Source organism: Roseibium sp. (genome assembly GCF_965216085.1).
GTDB lineage: Bacteria > Pseudomonadota > Alphaproteobacteria > Rhizobiales > Stappiaceae > Roseibium.
In genome coordinates, this window is the sequence record NZ_OZ244138.1 from 418151 (window position 1) to 434605 (window position 16455).

The 16455-nt window shown below is 55.0% G+C and carries 14 protein-coding genes; 13 read left to right on the forward strand and 1 reads right to left on the reverse strand.

Annotation, left to right across the window (positions count from 1 at the left end; translation table 11 throughout):
• Window position 1 precedes the first annotated feature (1 nt).
• The 12 genes from tolR (at window position 2) to serA (ending at window position 13990) form a co-directional block, all read left to right on the forward strand.
• Window positions 2–454, forward strand: a complete 453-nt coding sequence (gene tolR / locus ACOOFE_RS02045) for a protein TolR (RefSeq protein WP_141184878.1) — start codon at window positions 2–4, stop codon at window positions 452–454.
• 6 nt (window positions 455–460) lie between these two features.
• Window positions 461–1414, forward strand: coding sequence for a cell envelope biogenesis protein TolA (locus ACOOFE_RS02050; RefSeq protein WP_420413428.1), 954 nt, complete (start codon window positions 461–463; stop codon window positions 1412–1414).
• A gap of 46 nt (window positions 1415–1460) precedes the next feature.
• Window positions 1461–2810: a Tol-Pal system beta propeller repeat protein TolB gene (gene tolB / locus ACOOFE_RS02055; protein WP_420413429.1), complete on the forward strand. Its 1350-nt coding sequence runs from the start codon at window positions 1461–1463 to the stop codon at window positions 2808–2810.
• 128 nt (window positions 2811–2938) lie between these two features.
• Window positions 2939–3424 carry a peptidoglycan-associated lipoprotein Pal gene (pal, locus tag ACOOFE_RS02060; RefSeq protein ID WP_141184880.1) on the forward strand — a complete coding sequence of 162 codons (486 nt, stop codon included), beginning with the start codon at window positions 2939–2941 and terminating at the stop codon, window positions 3422–3424.
• A 179-nt stretch (window positions 3425–3603) separates the two neighbouring features.
• The gene (ybgF, locus tag ACOOFE_RS02065; RefSeq protein WP_168206291.1) at window positions 3604–4539 is read left to right on the forward strand and encodes a tol-pal system protein YbgF; all 936 of its coding nucleotides are present in this window, start codon (window positions 3604–3606) and stop codon (window positions 4537–4539) included.
• Window positions 4511–5890 carry a tRNA lysidine(34) synthetase TilS gene (gene tilS / locus ACOOFE_RS02070; protein ID WP_420413430.1) on the forward strand — a complete coding sequence of 460 codons (1380 nt, stop codon included), beginning with the start codon at window positions 4511–4513 and terminating at the stop codon, window positions 5888–5890. Before ybgF ends, tilS begins: the two co-directional genes overlap by 29 nt.
• A 174-nt stretch (window positions 5891–6064) precedes the next feature.
• Window positions 6065–7981: an ATP-dependent zinc metalloprotease FtsH gene (gene ftsH / locus ACOOFE_RS02075; RefSeq protein WP_420413431.1), complete on the forward strand. Its 1917-nt coding sequence runs from the start codon at window positions 6065–6067 to the stop codon at window positions 7979–7981.
• A gap of 173 nt (window positions 7982–8154) precedes the next feature.
• On the forward strand, window positions 8155–9498 hold the full coding sequence (gene glmM / locus ACOOFE_RS02080) for a phosphoglucosamine mutase (RefSeq protein ID WP_141184883.1): 1344 nt from the start codon (window positions 8155–8157) through the stop codon (window positions 9496–9498).
• Window positions 9499–9729: 231 nt separating this feature from the next.
• The gene (locus tag ACOOFE_RS02085; RefSeq protein WP_168206292.1) at window positions 9730–10545 is read left to right on the forward strand and encodes an outer membrane protein; all 816 of its coding nucleotides are present in this window, start codon (window positions 9730–9732) and stop codon (window positions 10543–10545) included.
• 158 nt (window positions 10546–10703) lie between these two features.
• Entirely contained in the window at window positions 10704–11882 is a 1179-nt protein-coding gene (locus ACOOFE_RS02090; protein ID WP_420413432.1) for a phosphoserine transaminase, read from the forward strand.
• Window positions 11883–11887: 5 nt separating this feature from the next.
• Window positions 11888–12391 carry a hypothetical protein gene (locus ACOOFE_RS02095; protein WP_420413433.1) on the forward strand — a complete coding sequence of 168 codons (504 nt, stop codon included), beginning with the start codon at window positions 11888–11890 and terminating at the stop codon, window positions 12389–12391.
• 12 nt (window positions 12392–12403) lie between these two features.
• Complete coding sequence (gene serA, locus ACOOFE_RS02100) at window positions 12404–13990, forward strand: phosphoglycerate dehydrogenase (protein ID WP_420413434.1); 1587 nt, start codon at window positions 12404–12406, stop codon at window positions 13988–13990.
• A 40-nt stretch (window positions 13991–14030) separates the two neighbouring features.
• Here serA and ACOOFE_RS02105 read toward each other — a convergent pair whose 3' ends face one another.
• On the reverse strand, window positions 14031–14930 hold the full coding sequence (locus ACOOFE_RS02105; protein ID WP_141184886.1) for a DMT family transporter: 900 nt from the start codon (window positions 14928–14930) through the stop codon (window positions 14031–14033).
• Window positions 14931–15046: 116 nt separating this feature from the next.
• Between ACOOFE_RS02105 and ACOOFE_RS02110 the strand changes: the two genes are divergently transcribed.
• A complete protein-coding gene (locus ACOOFE_RS02110; RefSeq protein ID WP_420413435.1) occupies window positions 15047–16351 on the forward strand; it encodes an MFS transporter in 1305 nt (434 codons plus the stop codon).
• Window positions 16352–16455 lie beyond the last annotated feature (104 nt).

Genomic DNA, 16455 nt, shown 5'->3' on the forward strand with positions numbered 1-16455 from the left:
CATGGCGATGCATGTCGGGTCTGGACAGGCTGGAAGCGGACGCCGCGGACGGCGCCGGCAGCGCAGCCTGCCGATGAGTGAAATCAACGTCACCCCGTTTGTCGATGTGATGCTGGTGCTCCTGATCATTTTTATGGTCGCCGCACCGCTACTCACTGTGGGTGTGCCCATCGACTTGCCCGAAACAAGAGCGAAAGCCTTGGAGGGAGACACGGAGCCGATCACCATCTCCATCAACTCGCTTGGCGAGATTTACATCCAAGATACGCCAATTGCGATTGACGAAGTCGTCCCGAAACTCGAGGCGATTGCTGCCAATGGCTATGAAGAGCGCATTTATGTGCGCGGTGATCAGGATGCCGACTACGGCACCATGATGAAACTCATGGGCCGGATCAACGCGGCCGGCTTTAAACGGCTCGGCTTGGTTACTCTGGAAGAACGGGACTCGTAACGCGTCATGCGCGCAGGTCTCATCGCGTCTTTGGCCGGTCATACGGCCCTTATGCTCTGGGGCGTTGTCGCCTTTCCGGACGCGGAGAGCTTTACTGTCCCGCAGGTCGAATCTCTGCCGGTAGACCTGGTGCCTATCGAAGAATTCACTCAGCTGCGCATCGGCGAAAAAACTGCCGAGGTTCGGGAAGTTGCTGCTCTGCAGCCCAGCGAAACTCCGACCGAAGAGACGCCGCAGCCGGCCGACAAACCTGGCGAGAGCCAGGTGCAGCAGCCGACACCGCCAACGCCATCTCCGGCGCCTGCACCCGAGCCAACGCCTCCTGAGCCGCAACAAGTTGCCGAGCCTGAGCCTGCAGCAGAACCAGCACCATCTCCGGAACCTGTGCCAGAACCGACTCCAGCAACGGAACCAGAACCAGCTCCTGAGCCTGAACCTCAGCAGGAGGCTGCGCCTGCCGTTCAACCAATCTTGACCAGTGTTGCGCCCCGGACCAAGCCAAAACCGCCGCGCCGGCAACCTGAAAACAACCGCGATGAATCGGTCGTGAGTGAAGTCGCAGCCTTGCTGAACAAGGTTGAACCGGCCGGGCATACCGGCAGTATCTCGGAGCAACCTGCATCGCTCGGATCGCGCCAGGGCGCACCGAATATCAGGATGAGCCAATCCGAACTCGATGCATTACGCTCCCAGGTGGCCATGTGCTGGAATCCTCCGGTTGGTGCAGTTGGAGCTGAGGATCTAAAGGTCCGGGTCCGGTTCAACCTATCGCAAAGCGGCGAAGTGTCTGGCGGGCCGGAAGTTGTAAATTCAAATGGCAATCCAGCGTTCCGGGCAGCCGCCAGCAGTGCTGTCCGGGCTGTGATGCGATGCCAGCCGTACTCTCTTCCTGTCGCCAAATACGAAGCCTGGCAGGAAGTGATCATTAATTTTGACCCGAGGGAAATGCTCGGTGGTTAGTCCGGTCAAAGATCCGGCAATAAAAGGTAAGGGAGCTATTGTGCTCATGCGTGAGATGTTGAAGCGGTGTTTTTGTTTCGGTGGCTCGAAAGCCGCTGCGCTGCCAGTCATTCTTGTGTTGTTTGCTGCGCTACTTCCTAAACCTGCCGCTGCTTTGGTGGAAATCGACATCACACAAGGCAATGTCGAGCCGCTTCCAATCGCGCTGCCGCAGTTTTCTTCCGAAGGCGGGGACACCAAATTGGCAGCCGACATGACGTCGGTAATTGCCGCGGACCTGAAACGCTCCGGCCTTTTTAACCCCCTGGATCCGGCAAGCTTCATTCAAAAGAACATGAGCGTGAATTCCACACCACGCTTTGGCGATTGGCGCACGATCAGCGCCCAGGCCCTGGTGACCGGCACCGTGAGCAAACAGGCGGACGGTAGGCTGCGCGCCGAATTCCGTTTGTGGGATGTTTTCGCAGCAGAACAGATGCTTGGCCAACAGTTCTATACGACACCGGAAAACTGGCGGCGTCTGGCCCACATCATTGCCGATGCGGTTTATGAGCGTCTCACCGGTGAAAAGGGCTATTTCGATACGCGCATTGTGTTTGTCGACGAGACTGGTCCGAAGAACAAGCGAGTTAAAAAACTAGCTCTGATGGATCAGGATGGGGCCAATGTCAGGTATCTGACCCGCGGTGATGATCTTGTGCTGACACCGCGGTTTTCGCCGACCAGCCAGGAAATCACCTACATGTCCTATGGCGGCAACGACCCGAGTGTCTATCTGCTCAATATCGAGACTGGACAACGGGAGATTGTCGGCAACTTCCCTGGAATGACGTTTGCACCGCGGTTCTCGCCGGATGGGCAGAGTGTTGTTATGAGCCTGCAGCAGGGCGGCAATGCCAACATCTTCAAGATGGATTTGCGGTCCCGCCGTACGACACGATTGACCAACACGGCTGCGATTGATACCAGCCCGTCTTATTCGCCGGACAGCAAACGCATCGTTTTTGAATCGGATCGGGGTGGCTCACAACAACTCTATGTGATGAGTGCCGCTGGCGGGCAGGCGCAGCGTATTTCCTTTGGGCCAGGGCGGTATTCGACACCGGTCTGGTCGCCGCGTGGTGACCTGATTGCCTTTACCAAACAGCACCAGGGGCGCTTCATGATTGGCGTCATGCGCCCAGATGGCAAAGGCGAACGGATCCTGACAGAGGGTTATCACAACGAAGGGCCAGCTTGGGCACCAAATGGCCGTGTTTTGGTGTTCTTCCGGGACACGCCAGGGGCCAACGGCGGCCCGCAAGTTTGGACGGTTGATCTGACCGGGTACAACGAACAAAGGCTGGAAACACCTGCCTTTGCGTCGGACCCGTCTTGGTCACCGTTGATCGACTAAGAAAATCAGTAAACGAGTATTAACCAGTCTTGTACAGAGCGCATTAACCGACTTTGACTAGAAAGCGTTTACTTAAATGCGGGGCGCATTTTGGTTTCAGGCTGACGGGCTGGGGTAAGGAGACGAGAATGTTCAATTTGGTGAGTGCGTCCAAGGGCGCGCGTTGGATTGCGGTCTGCTTCACCGTTTTGTTTGTTGCAGCCTGTGCGCAAACAAAGCCGGATGGACTGGCAACCAATGTCAAGCCGGGAACCGGGCAGGATTTTGTCGTGAATGTCGGTGACCGGGTCTTTTTTGAAGAAGATCAGTCGACACTGAATTCACAAGGACAGGCGACGCTGGCCAATCAGGCGAAGTGGCTGAACCGCTATTCCAATTATACAATCACTTTGGAAGGTCATGCTGACGAGCGTGGAACCCGCCAATACAACATCGCGCTGGGGGCCCGCCGGGCTCAGGCTGCACGCGACTATCTGGTTTCTCAAGGCGTGTCTGCATCGCGCATCAAGACGATTTCCTACGGCAAGGAACGTCCGGTCGCCGTTTGTAATGACAACAGCTGCTGGTCGCAAAACCGGCGGGCTGTCACGGTGTTGAACAACGCCACCAACTGATCTCAGCGTAAAAGCCGCAGGAACGCCGGGCCTTGGCCCGGCTTTTGCGTTCTGGAGTGCAGTTGACGTCGAACCAATCGAACGAACGACGGTCAAACTTTAGCCGAACTCGAAGCGCTTTGTGCTCTTGAGTGAACGCGTCGGCATGTTAAGACATTGGCTGCACAGCGGAGGGATGAATGAACACTTTTTATCGGCTGGCATGTCCGGTTTTAGCGGTGATGTTTTTCGCCGTGGCAACACCGTCTCATGCCCAGCTCTTTGGGAAACGGAAGGACGACTCGTCCGTCCGTATTGGCCAATTGGAAGAACGGATCCGCACGCTAACAGGTCAAATCGAACAAATGGCCTTTCAGATGCGTGAACTTCAGGACCAGTTGCGCCGGATGCAGGAAGACAATGAATATCGGTTTCAGCAGCTTGAAGGCGGAACTCCTGGAAAGCGGTCTGATGCTGCACCTGGTCTCGGTCAGGACGGAACGCCACAAACCGGCAACTTGATTGCACCGGGCGGCGGTTTTGCGACTGTTCCTGGAAATGGTTCTGGCGATGGGGATTGGGCGCAATCCGGAGGGTATGAAGCAGGCAGCGGCTTGCCAACAGACGGTCCGATTGACCTGTCTTCGCTCGCCAAGGGGCTGGAAACGGTGCCCGGGACCGCTCCTGCTGTGACACCAGGGCCGGAGTTTTCGACGGATGACGATGCCATTGCCGGGATTATCGGCAGCGGCGATCCGCGGACCGACTACGACCAAGCCTATTCTATGGCTGTGAACGGGGATTATTCTGCAGCGGAAACAGGGTTCCGGACGTTCCTGGAAAGTTATCCGGACCATGAGCTGACAGCCAATGCGCAGTATTGGCTCGGCGAAAGCCTGTTGGCGCAACAAAATTACCGCGAAGCGGCTGATGCGTTCCTGAAGACGTATCGGGATCATCCCGGCAATTCAAAAAGTCCGGACAGTCTGTTGAAGCTCGGTGTCTCTCTGCGGGGCCTGGGTGAAACGGACGTTGCCTGTGCAACATTTTCTGAACTTCTAAACAAATTCCCGAACGCCGCGCCTGCGGTTCTATCGCAAGCCCGGGATGAGCGCCAACGTGCCCAATGCTCCTGAGAAGCCAGTTCAATATTCTGAACTTCGCGATGGCGACATTGACCAGCTTTTTGCTTCTTTCAAAGATTTTTCAGAAATTGCTCTAGCGGTCTCCGGTGGCGCGGATTCAACCTGCCTGTTGATTGCTTTTCATGATTGGGTGTCCCGGAACAACTGGGACGGCACGTGTGAAGTTTTGACCGTGGATCATCAATTGCGGCCGGAAAGCAGTCAGGAAACCGGCTTTGTCCAAGACTTATGCAATTCTCTCGGCATTCCTTGTTTTGTCCTCAAATGGAAGAGTGAAAAGCCGGCTTCGGGATTGCAGGAGGCAGCAAGGGACGCCCGATACCAATTGATTGCGGACCACCTCTCTCAATCTGGATCGGAAGCCGTTGTTCTTGCGCATCATCTTGATGATCAGGCCGAAACATTTCTTGACCGTCTGACACGGGGAAGCGGGATTTACGGCCTGGGAGCGATGGCACCGGATGAACCAAACGGACCCGCCGGGCTGCGACTGATCCGGCCCTTCCTTGACGTGCCAAAAGAAAGTCTAATCGCGACCCTTGAAGCCCGGAACCAATCCTGGTGTGAGGATCCGTCTAATCAGGACCATAAATATAAGCGAAGCCGCCTCCGGAAGATTTCTGGCCTTCTTGCCGAGGAAGGGCTTTCTACGAAACGGATTGCGACAACCGCACGGCAGTTGAGGCGAACCCGTGCAGCCATTGAAAGTGTCCTTGCCCACATTTTTTTTGATCATGTTGAAGAACATCCTGCTGGCCCGCTGCGCATTCAAAAACATGTATTTACGGCGCAAGCTGAGGAGTTCCGGCTACGTCTGTTGATCTTGATGATCGAGCGGGTAACGGGCCGGTCACATCTGCCGAAGCTGCGGAAAATAGAAGCCTTGGATCAATGGATCTTAGCGCAAAAAAACGGGCGTCAGACGCTTGGCGGGGCTATGCTGGAAATCAAACGGGACGCGATTTTGGTTTGGAAAGAAGTTGGCCGTGCGCGCCCGGCCACATTGGAAGCGATTTCCGGAAGTGGTTGTTGGGACAACAGGTTTCTTTATCGAATAGGCGCTCTGGATGCGAACTATTTGAACGAGACGGAGCTCTGTCTTGGTCCGCTTTACAATGCTCCCGTTGACCGGCAGTCGCTCCCCTGGCCAAAGGGCTGGCCAAAGGAGGCATTTGAGTGTTCTCCGGTCTTCTGGACAGGGAATGGGGCCGTATGTGTGCGGTCGGCAGCTTCCCTCTTCTGGCAGGACACATATGGCGGCCAATGCGATATTACGCTGCAGCGCATCCCGTTTCCGCCAAAATTGGCCGGTAACTATAGAACCGATCTTGAGGGATCGTAGTAATTCTGCAGTTTTCGCAGGCGCGAACATCTGCTAGGGGTTTCCTTAAGAAAATAGTCAGCGTGCCTGTGCAATATGGCGCACCATCTTGGCAGCGGGCTATAGGCGACCTATCTTCGCTGAAAGAAATGTAACCGTGCGCAGTCAGTCGCGTCGGGCGGTTTAGGGATAGAAATGAACGCACATTTTCGCAACTTCGCGCTTTGGGTGATTATCGCCCTCTTGCTGATCGCATTGTTCCAGCTTTTTCAAAGCCCAACACAGAACAGTGCGACGGATGAGATTGCCTTTTCGGAATTCATGAACAAGGTCGACCGCGGCGATGTCCGATCGGTCACAATTCAAGAACAGAAGATCTCAGGCAGTTCGACAAGCGGGCCGTTCCAAACTTATGCGCCTGAAGGGGCTCAATATGTTGACGAACTTCGCTCCAAAGGCGTTCTAATCAACGCCCGTCCACCGGCAGAAAGCTCGCCGCTTCTTGGCGCTCTGTTCTCTTGGTTGCCGATGCTGATCATCCTCGGGATCTGGATCTTCGTCATGCGCCAGATGCAAGGATCTGGCGGTAAAGCGATGGGTTTTGGCAAGTCCAAAGCCAAATTGCTGACAGAGGCCCACGGCCGGGTCACCTTTGAAGATGTGGCCGGGATCGACGAGGCGAAGGAAGACCTGCAAGAAATCGTTGAGTTCCTGCGTGATCCGCAGAAGTTTCAGCGTCTTGGTGGCCGTATCCCGCGCGGTGTTCTATTGGTCGGCCCTCCGGGTACCGGTAAAACGCTGACAGCCCGTGCTGTTGCCGGTGAAGCCAATGTTCCGTTCTTCACGATTTCGGGTTCTGACTTTGTCGAAATGTTTGTGGGTGTCGGCGCAAGCCGTGTCCGTGACATGTTCGAGCAAGCCAAGAAAAACGCGCCTTGCATCATCTTCATCGACGAGATCGATGCGGTTGGCCGTCACCGTGGTGCCGGTCTGGGCGGCGGCAACGACGAACGCGAGCAGACTCTCAACCAGTTGCTGGTCGAGATGGACGGCTTTGAGCCGAACGAAGGCATTATCATCATCGCGGCGACCAACCGTCCGGACGTTCTGGATCCGGCTTTGTTGCGCCCGGGTCGGTTCGACCGTCAGATCGTTGTGCCTAACCCGGATGTCACAGGCCGTGAAAAAATCCTCAAGGTGCACATGCGCAAAGTGCCGCTGGCACCGGATGTTGATGTCCGCACGCTTGCTCGAGGCACACCAGGCTTCTCCGGCGCTGACTTGATGAACCTCGTCAACGAAGCCGCTCTTTTGGCTGCGCGCCGGTCCAAGCGCCTTGTGACCATGGCTGAGTTCGAGGATGCCAAGGACAAAGTCATGATGGGTGCGGAACGCCGCACACTGGTCATGACTGAGGAAGAAAAGAAACTGACCGCCTACCACGAGGCCGGCCACGCTTTGGTTGCGCTTCATCAGGATGCTTCTGATCCGATCCACAAGGCCACCATCATTCCGCGCGGACGTGCGCTCGGTATGGTGATGCGCTTGCCGGAAAAAGATCAGGTGTCGCTGACCCGGGCCAAGTGTAAGGCCGATCTGGCTGTGGCCATGGGCGGACGTGTGGCAGAGGAAATGATCTTCGGCTACGAAAAAGTCACGTCCGGGGCGTCCGGCGATATCCAAATGGCCACCAAGCTTGCCCGTGCAATGGCAACGCAGTTCGGCATGTCCGACAAGCTTGGTCCGCTTCTCTACGGTGAAAACCAAGAAGAAGTCTTCCTTGGTCATTCGGTGGCGAAAAACCAGACGGTTTCCGATGAAACCCAGAAAATCGTTGATGCGGAAATCAAATCCTTCGTCAATCAAGGATATGAAACTGCGAAGAAGATCCTCGGCGATCATGAAGATCAGCTGCATACCATCGCCAAAGGTCTTCTGGAGTATGAGACCCTGTCCGGTGATGAGATAAAAGGCCTTCTGGATGGCAAGCCTCCGGTTCGCGACACCGATGACGATCAGCCGATTGGCCGCTCGTCCGCGGTTCCGTCTGCCGGCGCCAAACGCGGTGGCGACGAGCCAAGTGGTGGTATGGAGCCACAGCCGCAGGCTTAATCATTCCCTAAATGGTTGATTTTAAAGTGCCCGGTAACTCACCGGGCATTTTTCATGTGGCGGCTTGTTTTAGGAGTGTCAGTGGATGGTAACATTTGCTCACACGAATTGACTCCGAGCGCCATTAAACTCGGTTACAACAGCGATGTTTCAGAACTCAAAAGGGTTGGTTTATGCGTAAGTTCTTCGGCACCGATGGGATCCGCGGAGAGGCTAATGCCTATCCTATGACCGCCGAGATGGCGCTTAAGGTGGGCATGGCCGCAGGTCTGGTGTTCAAGAACGGCGGTCATCGCCACCGTGTTGTGATCGGCAAAGATACTCGCTTGTCCGGTTATATGTTGGAGAACGCACTTGTCGCGGGCTTCACCTCCGTTGGCATGGATGTGTTTTTACTGGGTCCGTTGCCGACTCCAGCCGTTGCAATGCTGACACGGTCCCTGCGAACCGATCTGGGCGTGATGATCTCCGCCTCTCACAATCCTTACCAAGACAATGGAATAAAATTCTTTGGGCCGGATGGGTTCAAGCTCAGCGATGAGATTGAAAAAGAGATCGAGAGCCTCATCGAAATTGATGTAAGCGCACAGCTTTCCAGTGCCCATGATTTGGGGCGGGCCAAGCGTATCGATGGTGCACAGGAGCGCTATATCGAGTCGGCAAAACGCACCTTACCGCGGAAAATGAGCCTGGAAGGGCTTCGTGTGGTCATAGATTGTGCCAATGGTGCGGCCTATAAGGTTGCGCCGGAAGCGCTGTTTGAGCTTGGTGCCGATGTCATTCCGATGGGTGTCTCCCCGGATGGGTTCAACATCAACAAAGATTGTGGTTCGACATCGACGGATGCTTTGTCGAAGAAAGTCCATGAGGTCCGTGCGGATATCGGGATTGCGCTCGATGGTGATGCCGATCGGGTTATCATTGTCGATGAGCATGGCACGGTCGTAGATGGTGATCAGTTGATGGCTGTTGTCGCCCAATCCTGGCAAGCAGGTGACCGCTTGGCTGGTGATGGAATTGTGGCAACGGTCATGTCAAATCTTGGCCTGGAACGTTACCTGCAGGGCCTAGGGCTCAGCCTCGCACGGACAAAGGTTGGTGACCGGTATGTGGTCGAACACATGCGGGCAAACGGTTTCAATGTTGGCGGGGAACAGTCTGGTCATATTGTCTTGTCAGACTTTGCGACCACCGGTGATGGTTTGATTGCTGCACTTCAGGTCATGGCTTGCATCAAGGAGCAGGACAGACCGGTATCGGAAGTCTGCCGCCGTTTCGAACCCGTGCCACAGATCCTGAAGAACGTCCGGTATGCTGGTGGAACTCCGCTGGAAAAGGATCAAGTCAAATCGGCGATCGAAGATGGTGAAGCCCGGCTCGGCACATCCGGCCGGCTGGTGATCCGGGCATCTGGAACGGAACCGTTGATTCGCGTGATGGCAGAAGGCGACGATGCCGAGTTGGTCAAGCAAGTGGTTAATGATATCGCAGGTGTTGTTGCATCCTCCGCAGCGTAAGTGCGGCATAGGTCATAAATCAGAATTGATTTTGCGAAAAAGCCAGCAGTTTTTGCTGGCTTTTTTAATAATAGGTAAAGTTCACTTTGAGTTGTTTACCATCTCTTAACGTAAAAAAACACGGTTAAAGAACACGGTTAAGTCAACCTTAATGAATACGGGTCATCTTCGTCGTGAGATTGGTGTGTCCGCTATGAACATGCAGACGCTATATCGGAAGAGGACGAGGACATGGACAATATATTTAAGCGTTTGTCTTTGACCGGCTTTGCTGTTGTGCTTTCTACTGCGGGCTATGCAGCTGATTTGCCGACACCGGTCATTGAACACGTTCCGGTTGCTCCGGCAGCCACTGGTGGCATCTACCTGCGCGGTGATATCGGGTATAAGATTTACAGCGATCCAAGCGGTAGCTTCAGCAACCCTGCGATTGGCGATCTGCGCTATGAGCGCGAAAGCCTCGACAATGCCTGGATGATTGGCGTTGGTGTCGGTTATCAGTTCAACAACTACTTCAGAAGTGATCTGACGATCGATTATGAGACCAAGGCTGGCGCTACGGGTTATGCACCGTGTGGCGGCTGTGTACCGGCCGGATCCTTCTCGACTGAAAAGGCGGACATCGACGTCTGGACAGTCATGCTGAACGGTTATGTTGATCTGGCAACCTGGAACAACATCACACCATATGTTGGTGCCGGTATTGGTGCGGCTTATGTCAATGCCAGCAACAAGACTTCGTACAACCCGGATGGCACGTCCTCAAGCTACGACGGCAGCAACGGCCAGTGGAACTTTGCTTGGGCTTTGATGGCGGGTGCAGAATACGCCATTACGCCCAATTGGAGTGTTGATGCCGGTTACCGGTACAAGAACCTCGGCGAAGCAAAAACCGTCCAGCTCCATAATGTTGGAACCGGTACATCCCGCGAAGTCTGGGAAGACCTGACGGCGCATGAGTTCCGGCTTGGTGCCCGCTATACGTTCAACACAGCGGCGGCTCCGACCTACTACGCTCCGCAAGGGCCGATCTCGAGCAACTTCTGATAATATCAGACAAAACGCTTTGAAAGGGCCGGTCATCGACTGGCCCTTTCGTATTAAAATGCGGCAATTGATTTGACCTTCGAGCGATCAGGTCTTATCCCAATAGGTGGGCCACCCCTCCCCAACGAGGGGCTCCTATCTGTGAGGGTAGACTTGAAATGAGCACACTTATCGCCAAGCCGGACGACCGTCCGGCCAATCCCAATTTTTCTTCTGGTCCCTGTTCCAAACGTCCGGGCTGGTCGCTGGACGGTTTGTCAGATGCGCCGCTTGGCCGGTCGCACAGGGCCAAACCCGGCAAGGCCAAATTGGCCGAAGCCATCGATCTCACCCGCAAGGTTCTGGGCGTTCCGGATGACTACCGGATCGGTATTGTTCCGGCATCCGATACCGGCGCTGTCGAAATGGCTTTGTGGTCGCTGCTCGGCGCACGCGGTGTCGAAATGCTCGCCTGGGAAAGTTTTGGTTCGGGCTGGGTGACCGATGTGGTCAAGCAGCTGAAACTAGAGAACGTCCGCAAGCTGGAAGCGCCTTACGGCGAGTTGCCGGATCTCGGCACAGTCGATTTTGCGAATGATGTTGTCTTCACCTGGAACGGCACCACCTCCGGTGTCCGGGTGCCGGATGGCGACTGGATCCCGGCAGACCGCGAAGGCCTGACCATTTGTGATGCGACATCGGCTGCCTTCGCGCAGGATCTCGACTTTGCAAAGCTCGATGTTGTGACCTTCTCCTGGCAAAAGGTTCTCGGTGGTGAAGCCGCACATGGTGTTCTGATCCTGAGCCCGCGTGCCGTGGAGCGTCTCGAATCCTATACGCCAGCCTGGCCTTTGCCAAAAATCTTCCGCCTGACCAAAGGCGGCAAGCTGATCGAGGGCATTTTCCGCGGCGAAACAATCAACACCCCGTCGATGCTTTGCGTGGAAGATTATCTGGATGCTCTGAAATGGGCAGATAGCCTTGGCGGCCTGTCCGGTCTTATCAACCGCGCCGACAGCAATCTGAAAGTTCTGGCGGACTGGGTGGCGGAAACGCCTTGGGCGGAATTCCTGGCAAAAGACCCGGCAACCCGGTCGAACACTTCGGTTTGCCTGACCGTCGTCGATCCGGACGTTTTGGCACTTGGCTCTGATCAGCAAGCCGCCTTTGCCAAAGGGATGGTTGCACTGCTTGATGGCGAAGGCATTGCCTATGACATCGGTGCTTATCGGGATGCCCCGTCCGGTCTCCGGATTTGGGCTGGTGCCACGATCGAGACCAGCGATCTTAAGGCGCTGACGGTCTGGCTCGATTGGGCCTTCCAAACTGAGAAAGCAAAACTCGCTCAGGCCGCCTGAGTGAAATGTTTGAGCTTCATAGGAGCAATTGGTTCGCTGACATTCGATTGTTAGTCGATATCAAGAAACCAGTTTCGGGGGTTCGGGACTCGGAGAGCTGCTTTCCCGAACTACCTGATGGTATGCGAATAGATCATTGTGTTTTGGATGCACTCACTTTCACGGCTGATGAGGGAGCATGCTTCAAAATTTCGATGAAAATTGAGCCTAAGCCCAATCTCAATTCTAATTGGGAAGCCGGTCAAGCGCTTGATGCAATGGTCTTTGATGACGCTGCTGGGAACACCGCATGCATTGGTATGCGTGATCCTGACTGGATGGAGACGGAATTCCCTATCCGGGTCCTGCGTGCGTCGACAAGGGACGCTTTGCATCTAGCTGCTTTCTATGAAGTTTTTGCATCTACGAAAGTAACGGTTGAGTTTGCCACTGCCTGGACGATCAATGCCTCTAACGAACAAGAGGCTCTTTCCCCTTGGTTTGCGGTGGATCGAACTCTCTCTTTCTAAGGAGAGGCTCATATGGCCCCGAAAGTATTGATTTCTGATAAGTTGTCTCCTGCCGCCGTGCAGATCTTCAAGGATCGCGGTGTGGAGGTGGATTTCCTGCCTGATGTTGGCAAGGACAAGGAAAAGCTGCGCGAGATCATCGGCCAGTACGATGGTTTGGCAATCCGCTCAGCGACCAAAGTGACTGAAAAGATTATTGCGGCTGCCGATAACCTGAAAGTTGTCGGCCGGGCAGGCATCGGTGTCGACAACGTCGATATCCAGAAAGCCACGGCGCGCGGCATCATTGTGATGAACACGCCTTTCGGCAATGCCATCACGACGGCTGAACACGCCATCTCCATGATGATGGCGGTTGCCCGCCAAATCCCGGCAGCAGATGCCTCGACCCAGGCTGGAAAGTGGGAAAAGTCCCGTTTCATGGGCCGGGAAATCACCGGCAAAACCCTCGGCCTGATTGGTTGCGGCAACATCGGCTCCATCGTTGCTGAGCGTGCGATTGGTCTCAAGATGAAGGTTGTTGCCTTCGATCCGTTCCTGACGCCGGAACGCGCCGTTGGGCTAGGTGTTGAAAAGGTCGAGCTCGACAGCCTTCTTTCCCGGGCCGATGTCATCACGCTGCACACTCCGCTGACGGATAAAACCCGGCACATCATTGATGCAGCCGCGATCGAAAAAATGCGGAATGGGGCTTACCTCATTAACTGCGCCCGTGGTGGCCTGGCGGATGAACACGCCGTTCGGGATGCTCTGGACAGCGGCAAGCTGGCGGGTGCGGCGTTTGATGTTTTTGTTGATGAACCTGCCAAGGAAAACGTCCTCTTCGGTGCACCTAACTTTGTCTCAACGCCTCACCTTGGAGCGTCGACTGAGGAAGCTCAGGAAAATGTCGCGCTGCAGGTGGCAGAACAAATGTGCGATTATCTGGTTGATGGGGCCGTCCGCAATGCATTGAACATGCCGTCGATCAGCGCCGAAGAAGCGCCGAAGCTAGCGCCTTTTGTCCGCCTGGCTGAGCAGTTGGGGTCTTTTGCCGGACAATTGACCGAAACGGCAATTGAAGGAATTCGGTTGGAATATGCTGGCGCCGTTGCGGATATGAACGTCAAAGCGCTGACGTCTGCGGCCCTGACAGGTCTGCTGACCCCTTTGCTGCAAACCGTCAATATGGTGTCAGCACCGACTTTGGCTAAGGAACGCGGGATCAAGATCGAAGAGGTCCGGCGCGACAAGCAAGGTGCTTATGAGACTTATATCCGTTTGACTGTTGAGACTGAGCGCCAAAGCCGCTCTGTTGCCGGCACTGTGTTTGCTGATGGCAAGCCCCGGATCATCCAGGTGAAGGGCATTAATATGGAAGCCGAGCTTGGCGAACATATGCTGTACATCACCAACGAAGATAAGCCTGGATTCATCGGTCAGTTGGGCATGGAGCTGGGCAACAGCGATGTCAACATCGCGACCTTCAATCTTGGTCGGATCGGCCCTGGCGAGGGCGCGATTTGTTTGGTCGAAGTTGATGGTGAGGTTTCAGAAGCGGTGATGGCCCGTTTGGAATCGGTGTCTCACGTTAAACAGGTCAAAGCACTGAAGTTTTAAGCACCGAAAACGCCCGGTCGATTGCCCGGGCGTTTTTCTATCACGGCTTTGCTGTTCTTTCCTGACGGGTAAACAGACGGCCATCAAGCACGATCAGGCCTAAGAGCAGAATTGCAAAGCCGGTCAGCTGAATGGGTGAGAGATTTTCGCCCAACAATAGCCAGCCAAAAAACAACGCGCTCGCCGGCACCAGCAACGTGACCAGTGACGCATTGGTCGCGCCAGCTTCTGCAAGCAGGCGGAAGTAAATCAGGTAGGCCATAGCGGTTGCAAAGACACCAAGCGCCAGAACGTTCAGCCAGGCTGTCAAACTGGGATCAGAAAACGACCATCCGCCAGATGCAAAAACAGCAACAGGCAGCATGATTACGGTCGATCCTGACAGCTGACCGGTTGCTGAAACAAGTGGCGGTAGCGACTTGAAGCGTTTGGCAAAGGTTGCGGCAAAGGCATAGGAAACCGCAGCCCCAAGGCAGGCCATCTGTGCCCAAAGCGGGTCAGACACTATGCCGGAGAGTGAGCCGGACAGCATTGTCGCCACACCTGCTACACCAAGCAGAATTCCTGCAATTTTATTGACGCTGAGTGTTTCCTGGCGGAACAGGACACCGGCAACCAAAACGGTGAACACCGGTGTTGTTGCGTTTAAAATGGACGCAAGACCCGCGCCGATTGCAGTTTGTCCGGCAAACAACAACGAGAATGGAATCACGTTGTTCAAGAGACCCATCATCAAAAACGAAAGCGCCATCTTGATTGGAAACTGTTTCAGTGCGCCTTGAGCCCACAACACAGCCCACAGCACCGCGCATGCAGAAGCCACTCTGAAAAACACCAGTGTGAGCGGCGGAATTTCCGCGACCGCAACTTTGGCGAAGATAAAGGACCCACCCCAGACCGCACCGAGGACGATCAAAAGTATCCAGTGACGAAGAGACATTTTCAGAATTCCATTGTCAGTCTGCGCGAATCTCTGCCTAACATGGCCTCAACTTGTCAGACACCCGAAATGCGAGCCGGTTTGTCTAAGACGGACGCAAGGATCGATAAACAACAATGAAGACTGAACCAAGCGGCGGCTCAATTGCCAACCGCATTTCTCCGCTTCTGGTGGCAGCGGCGTGTTTGCTGGGCGCCAATGGTCTATCCATGACCATGATCGCGGTTCGCGGCCGGGCTGAAGGGCTGTCAGATGGCAGCATTGGTCTGCTCGGGTCGGCCTATTATGCGGGGATGGTCGTTGGTGTTCTCTTGACGCCATGGCTGGTGGCGCGCGCTGGTCATATCCGGGTTTTTGCAGCCTTTGCGTCAATAAGTGCAATTTCCGTTCTCGCGATCGCGTTCTTGCCGCCAGGCTGGAGCTGGATGGTTACGCGGCTTGTCAGTGGAGCTGCCTTCTGCGGTACGGCGATGGTTTTGGAAAGCTGGCTCAATTCGATTGCGTCCAACAACACCAGAGGGCGGATATTGTCAGTCTACAGAATTGTAGACTTGGGCGCCGCTATGGGCGGGCAGTTTATCCTGCCGGTATTCGGTGCCTCAGGTTCAGATATTTTGATGGTTCTGGCGGTCTTGTTCTGCTTTGCGCTTGTTCCAATTTCGCTATCGCGCAGTGACAATCCGCAGGCACCGAGTGGCAAAATCGTGAATCCTTTGCTCTTGTGGCGGGTGTCGCCTGTCGTGATGGTGGGGGTTCTGACAATCGGGCTTACCAATGGCGCATTCCGTATGGTCGGGCCGATTTACGCGGAGACGATTGGGCTTGGGCTCGAGCTGGTTGCGGCTTTTATCGCAATCTGGGTGTTCGCCGGGGCCGTGTTTCAATATCCTGCCGGATGGATCTCGGACCGGATCGACCGCCGGATCATTCTGACAATTTTCACTGCGGCAGCCGGCTTGGCATGTCTGTTCATCTCCAGATCGATGACGGATACTGAACTTTTTATCGGTGTCTTTCTGTTCGGCGGGTTTGCTTTGCCGCTCTACTCCTTGCTTGCAGCCCATGCGAACGACCATGCAGAACCTGGCCAGTTTATTGATGTCGCGGCCGGATTGACCCTGGCTTATGGAATTGGGGCCGTATTCGGCCCTGTCATCGCATCGATGCTTATGGAAGTTTTTGGGCCTGGTGCCTTTTTCGTCTACACCGCGACATTGCATTTGGCGCTGGTGGTTTTCATTATCTTCCGTATGTCGAGCCGGTCGGCTGTTCCGGTCGATCAGCGCAGACGGTTTGTCTGGCTCCTGCGCAATTCGCCAGTGATCTTCCGCTTGGCTGGCGGTGCTAAAAATACGGACCCAACAGGGCTTGCAAGCGGGCGCGTTTCTGAAGAAGAAGCAGCAGATGAAAAAAGAGGCTGAAGCTGGGAATTAAATTGCTGTTGAAGACTCGCGCAGCCCGGCATTCATGGCTATAGTCCGCGCCGTTTGCCCCGGAACCATGTCCGGGGCTTGTTGTGTTGGTG